General features: G+C 30.5%; 10 protein-coding genes, 1 tRNA gene and 1 pseudogene. 6 read left to right on the forward strand and 6 right to left on the reverse strand.

Annotation, left to right across the window (positions count from 1 at the left end; translation table 11 throughout):
• Positions 1 to 2: 2 nt before the first annotated feature.
• The 3 genes and pseudogenes from B3M86_RS02485 (at position 3) to B3M86_RS02495 (ending at position 1,530) form a co-directional block, all read left to right on the forward strand.
• Positions 3 to 698 carry a YjjG family noncanonical pyrimidine nucleotidase gene (locus B3M86_RS02485; protein ID WP_286495339.1) on the forward strand — a complete coding sequence of 232 codons (696 nt, stop codon included), beginning with the start codon at positions 3 to 5 and terminating at the stop codon, positions 696 to 698.
• Positions 699 to 744: 46 nt separating this feature from the next.
• Positions 745 to 1,371, forward strand: a pseudogene (locus B3M86_RS02490) (LURP-one-related family protein); the annotation flags it as partial.
• Between the two features lie 85 nt (positions 1,372 to 1,456).
• Positions 1,457 to 1,530 (forward strand) — tRNA-Arg (locus B3M86_RS02495).
• Between the two features lie 40 nt (positions 1,531 to 1,570).
• Here B3M86_RS02495 and B3M86_RS02500 read toward each other — a convergent pair.
• The 3 genes from B3M86_RS02500 to hisS form a co-directional block, all read right to left on the reverse strand.
• Positions 1,571 to 2,014, reverse strand: a complete 444-nt coding sequence (locus tag B3M86_RS02500) for a hypothetical protein (RefSeq protein WP_257468033.1) — start codon at positions 2,012 to 2,014, stop codon at positions 1,571 to 1,573.
• A 304-nt stretch (positions 2,015 to 2,318) separates the two neighbouring features.
• Positions 2,319 to 3,239 (reverse strand): PfkB family carbohydrate kinase, encoded by a 921-nt coding sequence (locus B3M86_RS02505; protein WP_125350781.1) that lies wholly within the window; start codon positions 3,237 to 3,239, stop codon positions 2,319 to 2,321.
• Positions 3,240 to 3,297: 58 nt separating this feature from the next.
• Positions 3,298 to 4,671 (reverse strand): histidine--tRNA ligase, encoded by a 1,374-nt coding sequence (gene hisS / locus B3M86_RS02510; RefSeq protein ID WP_291075772.1) that lies wholly within the window; start codon positions 4,669 to 4,671, stop codon positions 3,298 to 3,300.
• Positions 4,672 to 4,976: 305 nt separating this feature from the next.
• On the opposite strand from hisS, the gene recF reads away from it, so the two are divergent.
• The 3 genes from recF to B3M86_RS02525 are packed head-to-tail and all read left to right on the forward strand — an operon-like array spanning position 4,977 to position 7,309.
• Complete coding sequence (recF, locus tag B3M86_RS02515; protein WP_280051184.1) at positions 4,977 to 6,056, forward strand: DNA replication/repair protein RecF; 1,080 nt, start codon at positions 4,977 to 4,979, stop codon at positions 6,054 to 6,056.
• Positions 6,053 to 6,355, forward strand: coding sequence for a DUF721 domain-containing protein (locus B3M86_RS02520; RefSeq protein ID WP_180905351.1), 303 nt, complete (start codon positions 6,053 to 6,055; stop codon positions 6,353 to 6,355). Before recF ends, B3M86_RS02520 begins: the two co-directional genes overlap by 4 nt.
• A complete protein-coding gene (locus B3M86_RS02525; RefSeq protein WP_291069142.1) occupies positions 6,356 to 7,309 on the forward strand; it encodes a YheT family hydrolase in 954 nt (317 codons plus the stop codon).
• Between the two features lie 33 nt (positions 7,310 to 7,342).
• Here the strand turns inward: B3M86_RS02525 and B3M86_RS02530 are convergent, their stop codons facing one another.
• From B3M86_RS02530 to B3M86_RS02540, 3 genes are all read right to left on the reverse strand, one after another.
• A complete protein-coding gene (locus B3M86_RS02530; protein ID WP_219033889.1) occupies positions 7,343 to 8,014 on the reverse strand; it encodes a hypothetical protein in 672 nt (223 codons plus the stop codon).
• An 88-nt stretch (positions 8,015 to 8,102) separates the two neighbouring features.
• Positions 8,103 to 9,599 carry a RagB/SusD family nutrient uptake outer membrane protein gene (locus B3M86_RS02535; protein WP_291066651.1) on the reverse strand — a complete coding sequence of 499 codons (1,497 nt, stop codon included), beginning with the start codon at positions 9,597 to 9,599 and terminating at the stop codon, positions 8,103 to 8,105.
• A 9-nt stretch (positions 9,600 to 9,608) separates the two neighbouring features.
• Positions 9,609 to 12,602: a SusC/RagA family TonB-linked outer membrane protein gene (locus B3M86_RS02540; protein ID WP_291066653.1), complete on the reverse strand. Its 2,994-nt coding sequence runs from the start codon at positions 12,600 to 12,602 to the stop codon at positions 9,609 to 9,611.
• Positions 12,603 to 12,838 lie beyond the last annotated feature (236 nt).

The raw sequence follows: 12,838 nt of genomic DNA on the forward strand, positions 1-12,838 counted from the left end.
TTATGAACACAATAAAACACGTTTTTTTCGATCTTGATAACACACTTTGGGATTTCAGAAAAAATGCAAAATTCGCGCTAGATGAGCTTTACAAAAAGTATGATGTAGAAAATAGATATGGTTTTACATTCGAGGAATTTCATCCATTTTATCACGATAGCAACGAAGGTCTTTGGGCTTTGATTCGTGACAAAAAAATTACAAAAGAAGAATTACGTGCTCGTCGTTTCAAAGAAGCTTTTGATAATCTTGGGATTGATAATGATGCTCTAGCAAAGATTTTTGAAGATGAATACATGGAAACGATTACCAATTACAATGAAGTGGTGGATGGAGCAATGGAATTGTTGGATTATTTGAAACCAAAATATCAATTACACATTATCACAAATGGATTTATCGAAGTTTCGAAACGTAAAATTGAAACATCAGAATTAAATGGTTTTTTTGATACGGTGACTTATGCAGACGAAATCAAAATCTTGAAACCTGATCCTCGTATTTTTTCTTTGGCAATGGAAAAATCTGGTGCTAAAAAAGATGAATCAATTTACATTGGTGACGATTGGATTGCGGATGCTGTTGGCGCAAAAGCTTTCGGAATGTCAGCGATTTTCTTTGATCGATTAGATGATAATTTTTCGATGGATGATGTTCCTACAATTACACATTTAGATGAAGTAAGAAATTATTTATAAACTTAAGGTTCAGAAATTCTGAACCTTTTTTTATGTCAGAAAAAAATCTATTTTTGATAAAAATTACTCAATACTTATGAATTTAAACAACCTAAAATTTCCGCTTGATATAAAGTTTTATATTGCAACTTTTTCCAATGATTTTTCTGTAACAGATGCTAATAATCAACCTGTGTTTTATGTACGCGAAAAAATTCTTTCGTGGCGAGATGTGATTAAAATCTACCGTGATTCATCGAAAAAAGAAGAACTTTTTCAACTTCGTTCGAATAAAATCATCGATTTTCAACAAACTTTTACCATTACAGATGCGAACGGAAATGTTGTTGGTAAAGCAAAACGAAAAACTTTCAAATCCTTTTGGAAAGCGACTTTTCATATTTACGACGCAAATGATAATCATTTATTTACAATCAACGAACGTAGTGGTTTTACGCGTATGATGGACGGAATGGTTGGAGAAATTCCCGTTGTAGGATTTTTCTCAGGTTATATTTTCAATCCAAAATATGTTTTAACTGATTTACAAGGAAGAGAAATGATGGAAGTATCAAAAGAACCTTCATTCTTTGGACGAAAATTTAAATTAAATCAATATCAATCATCCGAAAATGATACACTTTTTGTTTTGAGTTTTATGATGATGCTCATAAGCGATAGAGATCGAGGATAATTTTATTTAAAAAAATATTTGCAGATTCAAAAATAGTCTTTATATTTGCAGTCCAAAATAAGAACAATAGTTTCTTATCCGGAATGGCCGAGTGGCGCAACTGAATAGCGCACTTGATTACGGCTCAAGAGGTTACAGGTTTGAATCCTGTCTCGGTCACAAAAGCAAAAGCTCATCAAAATTTGATGAGCTTTTTATTTTAATACACTTCTGTTTCTTGCGGAATTTCTTCTACTTTTTGAGATTTTTTTGTCATAAAAAATATACAATTCCCAAACCACGTAAACCAAAAAATATAAAATCCGAAATGGAAAGTCTTTTTCAATAAACGATGTGAGGTTTCAGTAAAATCGTAATAGCAATAAATTAATCCAATAATTCCCATAAAAAGGAAAATGAGAGGCAATAACAAACGTTTAAAACGTTTCGTTGTTTTCTCATTCCAAATGGATAATACGATAAAAATAACAGCTTGTATAGCGAATAATAACAAGGCTGTTTTCCACCACGATTTCAGGATCGTATATTCGTTGTAAATAATTGTGATTCCTATTTTACCGATGAATGACATTTTCGAAATCATTATTCCAGAAAGTAAAGAGGAAAATGCCAATATGAGAAGATGTATAATTTTGTTTTTCATTTTAATTAAAATATAAGAAAGCAACACCAAATATTAATCCAATTAGAATTAACAAACCTACTACTGCATTATAAATTTATGCCAACCTGATTCATTTTGAGAAAATTCCTCAAAATTTAACTTTGGATTAAATAGTTTTAAAATAATATATCGAACTCGTATTCCAAAAATTTCTATTATAAGTTCACTAATCGCAATAAAAATTATTTCAAAAATAGCTTGCATATAAATAAATTTACAATCTAATATAAAACAAAAAAGCCTTGCAAATGCAAGGCTTTAAATATTTTGATGAATAATTTTCTTATAAATTTATTGAGAAATCCATTAATTTATTGAATTCTTTCAAACGTTCAGCTAAACCATCACGTGTTAAAGCTCCTAATGATTCTGTTCCAAATTTTTCACATGTTACAGATGCTAATGCAGATCCGTAAACAATTGCACGTTTCATGTTATCGAAAGAAAAATCGTTTGTTTTTGCTAAGTATCCAGAGAAACCACCTGCGAATGTATCTCCAGCTCCTGTTGGATCGAAAACATCTTCTAATGGTAAAGCTGGTGCAAAGAAAACTTGTTCTTCTTGGAATAATAAAGCTCCGTGCTCACCTTTTTTGATGATAACTGTTTTTGGCCCGAATGTCATGATTTTTTTAGCAGCTTTCACTAAACTATATTCACCTGACATTTGACGCGCTTCTTCGTCATTAATAGAAATTACATCAACATCTTTGATCACATCCATCAACTCATTCCAAGCACAATCCATCCAAAAGTTCATTGTATCTAAAACAACCAAACCTGGACGATTATCTAATTGTGTCAACACTCCTTTTTGTACCAATGGATGTAAATTTCCTAACATCAAAACGTCTGGAGATTTACGATCTTGAGGAACAACTGGATTAAACGTTTCTAAAACATTCAATTCTGTGGCTAACGTATCACGTGTGTTCAAATCATTATGGTATTTACCTTCCCAAAAGAATGTTTTTCCTTCTTTTACGATTTCCATTCCATCTAAATTAATTCCTTTTGAAATTAATAAATCGATGTATTCTTGAGGAAAATCTCCACCAACAACTGAAACGATTGCAGTATCCACGCCCAATAAAGAAGACGCCATACCGATATATGTAGCGGCACCACCTAAGATTTTATCTGTTTTCCCGAAAGGAGATTCTAATTTATCAAAGGCAACTGTACCAACTGTTAATAAACTCATTTTATATTCTTGATTAAATAGTTTGCAAATATATTGAATAGATTTGAATTAAGACATATTAAGACAATGCGTTAGCCAAATCAGAAAAAACAACTTCGGTTTGTTCTCCCGAAATCATATCTTTTACTGTCGCTTTTTGCTCAGCAATTTCTTTTTCACCCAAAAGAATTACTTTCTTAATTCTTTTTTTATCAGCATATCCCATTTGCTTTTTCATTTTTGCATCATCAGGATAAACCTCTGTATTAATTCCACTTTGACGTAATTGTTTTACCAATTTCATTGCCTCAGCAGCTTCTTTCGTTCCGAAATTAATGAACAATGCTTGGATATTTGTTGAATCTTCTAAAGCTGGGAATAAATTATTTTCTTCTAAAACTAAATATGTACGATCTAATCCAAAAGAAATTCCTACTCCAGAAATATCTTTCAATCCAAAAATTCCTGTCAAATCATCGTAACGACCACCTCCACCAATAGATGAAGAGAATTCTCCGATTTTCGCTTTCACTTCGAAAATAGCTCCAGTATAATAATCTAAACCACGTGCTAATGTCAAGTTCAAAACTAATTCAGCAGATTGTAAACCAATAGTTGTTGTATTTTCAAAAACAAATTCTAATTCTTCAATTCCTTTTAATCCAATTTCCGAAGATTTTAAAATTTCTTTTAATTGAGCAAATTGTGTTTTATAATCTCCATTCATTGAGAATAAAGGTGATAAAATTTCAATGGCAGAATCAGAAATTCCTTTTCCACGCATTTCTTCTTTTACCGCTTCTTCACCAATTTTATCCAACTTATCTAAAGCCACTGTAAAATCAATCAATTGAGCCGAAATATCTGCTACTTCTGCTAAACCTGATAAAATTTTGCGGTTGTTAATATGAATTTCAACTGGCGTTTTTAATTCTGTAAAAACCGAATCATACAATTGTACAAAATCAACTTCTTGTAATAACGAATCCGAACCTACAACATCTGCATCACATTGAAAAAACTCACGGAAACGACCTTTTTGAGGACGATCGGCACGCCAAACTGGTTGAATTTGGTAACGTTTGAAAGGAAATGTAATTTCATTTTGATGTTGCACCACATAACGTGCGAAAGGCACAGTTAAATCGTAGCGCAACGCTTTTTCAGAAATTTGCGCAATTACTTTTTGACTATTTCTATCTGTTAACAATTGCTCATCAACTTTTGCTAAATAATCTCCAGAATTTAAAATCTTGAAAATTAATCGATCTCCTTCTTCTCCATATTTACCTGTTAAAGTTGATAAATTCTCAAATGAAGGTGTTTCGATTGGAGAAAATCCGAATAACACGAATTGTTTCTTAATCGTATTGATAATATATTGACGACGATTCACTTCTAAAGGCGAGAAATCTCTTGTCCCTTTGGGAATCGATGGTTTTTGAATTGCCATTTTTCTAAATCTTACTTATAAAGATGCAAAAATACATCATTTTGATTTTTAACACGACATTTTGTTTCAAAATCATTGTTTTAGAAAGAATTTAATTAAAATTCATAAAGTCAACCTGAACTCGTTTCAGGTTCACATCACGTTATTAAAAAATAAATTATGCTGCAGAAAGATTCTGAAACAAGCTCTGAATGATAATTCTATACAAAATTAAAAAGAGGATGAGAAGCTGAAATAAATTCAGCTTGACAATCACTACACAAATCAATCTTATAAATCTTAATTAATATCGTAATTTTGCTTTTATGTATTTGAAAGAACTTAAAGCGCGACAATTCAAGAATTTTGATGAAAATAATTTCGAATTTTCACCAAAAATTAATGCTTTTGTAGGACAAAATGGAAAAGGCAAAACCAATATTTTGGATGCTATTCACTATTTGGCTTTAAGTAAATCGTATCTGAATCATTCGGATGCGATGAATATTCAGTTTGATTGTGATTTTTTTACATTAGAAGGTACTTTTGATCGAAATGAATCTGCTGATGTGATTTTTTGCTTGGTTCGTTCTGGTCAGCCCAAACAATTAAAACGAAATTCTAAATCGTATGATCGTATTTCTGATCATATTGGTCAATATCCTTTAGTGATGATTTCACCTTATGACAGTGATTTAATCAAAGAAGGAAGTGAAGTTCGACGCAAATTTTTGGATAATATTATTTCGCAATCGAATAAGCAATATTTAGCTGATTTGATGCGATACAACAAGGTTTTAGTTCAACGAAATGCCTTGCTAAAATACTTTGCTGCAAATAATACATTTGATTCAACTTCTTTGGAAATTTATGATGAAGAATTGATTCATTTAGGAAAGAAAATACATGAAGTTCGAAAAGAATTTATTCAAACTTTTTTGGAAGCTTTCCTAAAATATTACAATGAAATTTCAGAAGGTCGAGAAAAAGTGAACATCGAATATGTTTCGCAATTAAATGATGCACCTTTTGAAACGGTTCTGAAAAAAGCTTTGTACAAAGATCGTTCGACGCAATATTCGACAGCCGGAATACATAAAGATGATTTATTGTTTACGATTACCAATTATCCAATCAAGAAATTTGGTTCGCAAGGTCAACAAAAATCGTATTTAATTGCATTGAAATTAGCCCAATTAGAAGTTATCAAATCTTCATTAAACATCACTCCATTATTATTATTGGACGATATTTTTGACAAATTGGATGAACACCGTGTAACACAACTGATTAAATTAGTGAACGAAGAACGTTTTGGACAAATCTTTATTACCGATACACATCCCGAAAGAACAGAGCAAATCATTAAACAAATTAATTCTGAAAGTAAAGTTTTCCGTTTATGAAAAAGTACGAAAAAAGAAGTAATCAGCAAACGCTTGGTCAAGCTTTGGAGCATTTCATTAAACAAAGTGGAAAAGAAGAATTGATTTGGGAAGTCAAAGCAGAAGAGGCTTGGCAAACGGTAATGGGAAAATTTTTCGAGAAATATACGGACCGAGTTGAAGTAAGACAAAGAGTTTTGTATGTAAAAATTAATTCTCCTGCGATGCGACAAGAATTATTGATGGGAAAATCAAAGATTCTAGCTAATATAAATGAAGAAATTAAAAAGGATTTTTTAGTTGACGTAAAAATATTTTAAATGCCTTACATCGAACATTCTACTTACCCTACACCTAATTTCATCAATCGAAATGCGCATCTTTCTACTATTATTCCAGCGAAATTCAAGAAATATCCTGTTCCAGATTACACAAGAGAAAAAATGGAAACCGATGATGGCGATTTTCTGAATTTGGATTGGCGATTTCAAGAAAATAAAGACAAATTAGTTATACTTTTTCACGGATTAGAAGGCGATTCGAAACGAACGTATCTTAATTCGTGTTCAGATTATTTTTATGATAAAGGATTTAATATTCTGGCTTGGAATCATCGCTCTTGTGGAGGCGAAATGAATGACACTTGTCGTTTGTATCATCATGGATCAATTGATGATGTACACAGAGTTGTAGAAAAAGCGTTGAAAGAAAATTATCAAGAAGTTTATTTGATTGGCTATTCGATGGGTGGTGCTTTGGTTTTGAATTATCTTGGAGGTTATGAAGTTTCGAACAAGATAAAATCTGCTGTTGTTTTTTCTGCACCAATTTCTCTAAAATCATGTGCTGACACATTGAAAATATTTCCGAATACAATTTATTTTAAAAATTTCAAACGCACTTTAGTTCCAAAATTTAAAATAAAAGCAAAACAATTTCCAGGAGTTCTGAATGAAAAAATGATTGATAAGATCAAAACATTTGATGAAATTGATGATTATTTTACTGCACCAATGCATGGTTATAGCAGCAAAGAAGATTACTATCACAAAGCTTCGCCTGCAACTGTTTTAGATCATATCAAAACACCATGTTTGATTGTCAACGCTGCAAATGATCCTTTTTTAGGGAAAGATTGTTATCCTATCGAACGTTTTAAAAATCATACATTTTGCACTTTCGAAATGCCAAAATATGGTGGACATTGTGGTTTTCCATTAGAAAACAATAAACATTCTTGGGCCGAAATTAGAGCTTGGGAGTTTATAAAATAAAAAAACCTCGAAGTAAACTTCGAGGTTTTGATATTATTTATTTATAAACTTTGTTAATTTTATTAAATCAGATTCGTTTGTAGAATTAATTTTTTCTTTATTTATATATGCTTTTATCTTATCATCTTTAAAAAAATTAATAAATTCTTTTTTCTTGTTAGGAATTAAAATAATATCATTCTTAAAATTCATAAAATAAATTGGCTTATCAGATGTATATTCTTTCGTTAATGTTCCGACATCCATTATATCTTCTTTTTGTAAAATTTCTTTTAAAATTACTTTTTCCTTTTTATAAAGGTTAATATTTTTTCCTTCTGAAAGTATTTGTAAAAAACCAGATTCTAAATTACCATCTTCTAATTTATAATGCTCTATATAAATAAATTTTTTATTACTATTTATAAAAGTAATAATCATATTCTGCAGCTTATCTAAGTCATAAGAAACATTCTCGTTTAGATACTCCATTTCATCAGAGTAGTGATTATAACGCAATAACTTTACATTAGAATTAGCACCTTCTATAGTAAATGGTGAAAGTCCATCCTTTAAATAAGGATTACCTTTTATTGACAAATCAATTTTAGATAATTGAATTCTATGGCTACCTTGAGAAACACCTACTGTCAATGGGTCGAGATTAACTTGACCGTTTACATAGCATATAAAAAATAAAAAAATAATACTATATTTAATTTTCATAATTCAAATTATATTTAATTGAATTTACAAATATTATGTCAATAAAAAAAAGACTATCTTAAAAAGATAGTCTTTTTTATTACTTAAATTAATATCCTGACGTTTGGGTCATATTAGGATTTCTATTGATTGTTCCTTGATCAATAGGCAATTGCCATTTATGACTAGTAGGTGTTAAAGTTTGTCCAACAGGAACACTTCCACTTCCATCAGCATAAAAACCATTTCCTGATCTTTGAATACCATTTTTATATTGCGCAGGTACATTTACATTTTGCAATCTTTTTAATGTAAACCATCTATCACCAGTTTCAAAAGCCAGTTCCTTACGTCTTTCCAGAATAATTGCATCAAATATAGCTACTCCAGTTTCCCCTCCTGCATAAGAAGAATATCTATTGTTTCTTAATTTATTTAATGTTGCTAAAGCCCCTCCTTGATCACCAGATAAATATTGTGCTTCAGCTAAATCTAAGATAGTTTCTTCAACTCTCAAATAACGTCCATTATTTACTCCTGGAATATTTGTAGCTGGATTTCCAGAAATATATTTATTAACAGCAATTGTAGGCTTTCCATTTGCATTATCTGGATTAAATAATTTCACACTAGCTGACATTCTTTCAGGCTCTGTAGTTGGATTAAATAACTCATAAAATCTTTTATCTACAGAATATTCCATATTGATATTAGCATTGCTTGTTCCTTGACTATAGCTAACTCCAATTGCAGGATCATTTGTTAAAACAAAAGGAATTTCAAATAATACTCCATTACTATTTATACCTTTCCACATGTTTAGCAATTGGTCTTTAGCTACAGGATTAACCTTATTTACAACAGGTTGCGCATACTCAATCACTTTAGTATAATTCCCTAAGTATAAATAAGTTCTAGCTAACAACGCTTGTACAGTATTACTATTAATTCTATCAGTACCAGTACTTGTGTTTAAATTACTTAAAGCTTCAGTAAAATCTTTAAGTATTTTATCATATACTACTTTAACATTCTCTTCTCTACCTGGAGATTCAAAAGGGATATATTTATCTATATATGGTATCCCTTGCGAACTTAAAGCATCTGCACTTTGAGTTGGTATTTTAGCATAAGTTCTTGCAACCTCTAAATGTACCAATGCCCTTAAAGCTAAAGCTTCACCTTTTATTTGACGTTTAAAATCTCCATCAGGTAGATTATCTATATTAGCTAAAATTAAATTAGCTCGCATAATAATATTATACGATGAATTATATTTTGAAGTTGGAGTCATATTTCCATCATACTCCCATTGAGTAGACGCTAACCTATTTGCCTGACGACCATTAGTATTAAATATTACATCATCTGCTAATATATCTCCTAAAACATTTATGTCTGAAGATCCGTTAGATGCAGCATAGTACCCTGATTGTTTAAAACCTTGGTAAACTCCTAATATAGCTCTTGTAAAATCTGCGGGAGTTTGATAAAAATTCTCTACAGCTGTACCTGTAGGAGAATCTTGCATAATATCATCATCACTACAACTATTAAATGATAATAATAATGATAAAGCTAAAAATGTTATTTTAATTTTTTTCATCTTTTTTTTTTAGAAATTAACATTTAAACCTAATGAATAAGTTCTTGTATTTGGATATGAAAATAATGAATATGCGTTTGCTATAAATCCAGAATCACCAGGAACAGCATATCCACTACTTGCAGTCCCAGCAATAGGATTACCATGGAATTTAGTCCATAAAGCCAAGTTTTGTATTTGTGTAAAAATTCTAACTCCTTTTAAACCTGTACCTTTTAATAATTCGTCAAACGTATATCCAAGAGATAAACTTCTAAAGTTTAAATAATCAGATTTCTCTAAGAATTGAGTAGAATATCTAAATCCAGCTGAAGTTGGACGTTGAAATTCTGTTTGATCACCTGGATTTCTCCAATAATCATTTGCTTGAACAGCTTTATTATTAGTTGTTGTAGGACTAGTTAATATTTGATAGGTGTTATTATAAGTATAACCTCCCGCACTAAAAACAAAATCTGCATTTAAATCAAATCCGTAAAACTTAGCATTTAATCCAAAACCTCCTGTTAAAGTAGGCATAGGAGATTTACCTGTCGCTATTGCATCTCCTGCATCATAAGTTTCAGTTATATTCCCATCTAAATCATAGTATTGCGCATTACCATTATCTCTATTAATACCTGCAAATTTCACCATATAAAATTGATACGGAGCTCCTCCTTTTATATGTTTCATATCTTCAACAGTTCCAGAAACTATTAATTCATCTAAACCATTTAAGTCATTTATTTTATACTTCATTTTTGTTAAAGTACCATATACACTTAAACCATACTCTTTCTTATTAATAATATCATAATTTAACTCAACCTCTACCCCACTAGAAACTAATTCTCCAGCATTAATAGTTGTTGTAAATGAACCTGTTTCTCTTGGTAACTCTTTAGTAAATAAAAAATCTGTACGTGTATCTTTAAAATACGAAACATTACCAGTTAATGATCTATTAAGCAAAGCAAAATCTAATCCTACATTTAATTTTTTATTAATTTCCCATGTAGTATTTGGATTTGCAATATTTAAAGATGGAGCAGCAATCCCTTGACTATTATATGTTCCAGTCATAGACATTAAAGTCAAATTAGAATATCTTGCTAGACCTGAATCATCTCCTACTTCACCATAAGATGCTTTCAACATCAAACTATTAACAAATTTATTAGATCTTAAAAAGTCTTCTTTTGCTATATCCCAAGCAACAGAAGCTCCCCAAAAAGTTCCATATTTATTATCTAATCCAGCTAAAGAAGTTCCATCTCTTCTTACATAACCATCAACAAAATATTTTCTTGCATAATCATAGTTAACAGAACCTAAATACCCAAAACGAGTCACAGCCCATCTTGCAGTATTTGAAGACTGTAATTTAGTTGTAGCTAAACTTTGTACATCTTGATAATCATTAGGAAATCCTTGAGAACTTAAAGACATTGAATAGCTCGATTGATTAATATACTCTGAAGCTATAGTTGCTCTAATATTATGTTTGTTAAATGATTTTATATAACTAACCTCGTTTCTCCAGTTATAATCAAGCCTATCAAGACTCTGATCACTTTTCGATCCTCCAGAACCTAAAATAGCCATTAAATTAGCAGAAGGAGCTGTAAAATTTTCATATTGTAATCTTCTGTATGTAGCTCCAAATGTTGTTCTAGCAAATAAATTTTTAGCTAGTTCATATTCAAAAAATGCAGAACCATATAATCTAAACGTTCTCGTTTGATTCTTTGTATAATACATTTCATCTAATGCATTATACCCCATAGCGTTTACAGATTGATTAAATGTAGGATCTCCATTAGCTTTATATATGATATTTCCATCATTATCTAGCTTATAAACACTAGCAAATGGTCTATTTTGTAAAACACTGTAAAAAGCATTTTGACCGTTATTAATATCTCTAGGTTCATCTAATGTTTGATAAGACCCATTAAGATTAATTCCATATTTAGCTTTATCTGATAATTTAGACGAAATATTAAGAGTTCCTGTAATTCTATCTAAACCTTTGTAATAGTTAACCGCTCCTGAATTTTTATCATAACCAATTGAAAAAGATTGAGAATCTCCATCAATATTACTAGCCATATTAAAATAATGAGATGTTATTAAACCGTTCTTAAAAAATGAATCATTCCAATCTGTATCAATCTGAGCTAACTGATCAATCTGAGCTTGTGTTCTAGCCACTCCACCTGCTACTCCTTTGATTGAGGATAAACTATTTTGATAATCTAATAATTGTCTTGAGTTCATTACATCCATATCATTTTGTTTCATCATCTCAGTAAAACCAATTCTTGATGAATATGAAAATGATTTAGAATTTTTCTTAGCTCCTTTAGTTTTGATTATAATAACTCCATTTGCACCTCTAGCACCATAAATAGCTAATTGGGAAGCATCCTTCAAAACAGTAACATCCTGAATATCTTGTGGATTTATAGTATTCATATCTGTAACTGACATATAAGTACCATCCACTACAAATAATGGAGATTTATTACCTCCACCTAATCCCATAGCTCCACGGATTGTTACATTAGAAGTAGCTCCAGGCGCTCCATTCTGAGCTTGAGAAGTTAATCCCGAAACTTTTCCACCTAACATTTGATCAACAGATAATGAAGGGTTAAAATTTTCTAAACTTTTACCAGACACAACTGTTTCTCCTGATTTAGAAGGAGAATCGAAAATACTTGTAATAACTACCTCTTCTAAAGCAGTTTCATCTGAATATTTCAAAGCTCCTAAATTAGTAGAAGTCACTTTAAATTCTTTTCCATTGATCACTAATGTATCACCTACTTTAGCATCAATGTTAAAATTTCCGTTCTCGTCAGTATATGCAACTTTATCAGTCCCTTTTACAGTTACCTCTACGTCTGACTCTGGAAAATTGTTAGCATCGTTAACTACACCCGTTACTTGAGCAAAAGCCACTGTTCCTAATCCTAGGAAAGCTAATAAGCCCAAAGATGTTAATCTTCTCCTCATAGTTTTATATTTTATAACATTTTAGACAAAACTCTAACTTTTTTTTAAGAATTCCAAAAAGTGATCTATTTTTTTTATTTACCAACATCTTTAAAGAAATAACTTTACATTATTATATTCAGTACCCGTTGTGCATTTTAAATAATTTGAGTTTTTAGATTATTAATATTTCGATTTAAGTGTATTTTAATAATGTACTGATTCAATGTTTGTGTAGTAATTTTAGCTAGAATTCT

It is taken from the genome of Empedobacter sp. UBA6305, assembly GCF_002440405.1.
Taxonomy (GTDB): Bacteria; Bacteroidota; Bacteroidia; order Flavobacteriales; family Weeksellaceae; genus Empedobacter; species Empedobacter falsenii_B.

What these genes read in the sequence shown, in the direction of transcription:
- B3M86_RS02485 (WP_286495339.1), top strand. Translation starts at nt 3, where the DNA reads ATGAACACAATAAAACACGTTTTTTTCGATCTTGATAACACACTTTGG.
- B3M86_RS02500 (WP_257468033.1), bottom strand. Translation starts at nt 2,014, where the DNA reads ATGAAAAACAAAATTATACATCTTCTCATATTGGCATTTTCCTCTTTA.
- B3M86_RS02505 (WP_125350781.1), bottom strand. Translation starts at nt 3,239, where the DNA reads ATGAGTTTATTAACAGTTGGTACAGTTGCCTTTGATAAATTAGAATCT.
- hisS (WP_291075772.1), bottom strand. Translation starts at nt 4,671, where the DNA reads ATGGCAATTCAAAAACCATCGATTCCCAAAGGGACAAGAGATTTCTCG.
- recF (WP_280051184.1), top strand. Translation starts at nt 4,977, where the DNA reads ATGTATTTGAAAGAACTTAAAGCGCGACAATTCAAGAATTTTGATGAA.
- B3M86_RS02520 (WP_180905351.1), top strand. Translation starts at nt 6,053, where the DNA reads ATGAAAAAGTACGAAAAAAGAAGTAATCAGCAAACGCTTGGTCAAGCT.
- B3M86_RS02525 (WP_291069142.1), top strand. Translation starts at nt 6,356, where the DNA reads ATGCCTTACATCGAACATTCTACTTACCCTACACCTAATTTCATCAAT.
- B3M86_RS02530 (WP_219033889.1), bottom strand. Translation starts at nt 8,014, where the DNA reads ATGAAAATTAAATATAGTATTATTTTTTTATTTTTTATATGCTATGTA.
- B3M86_RS02535 (WP_291066651.1), bottom strand. Translation starts at nt 9,599, where the DNA reads ATGAAAAAAATTAAAATAACATTTTTAGCTTTATCATTATTATTATCA.
- B3M86_RS02540 (WP_291066653.1), bottom strand. Translation starts at nt 12,602, where the DNA reads ATGAGGAGAAGATTAACATCTTTGGGCTTATTAGCTTTCCTAGGATTA.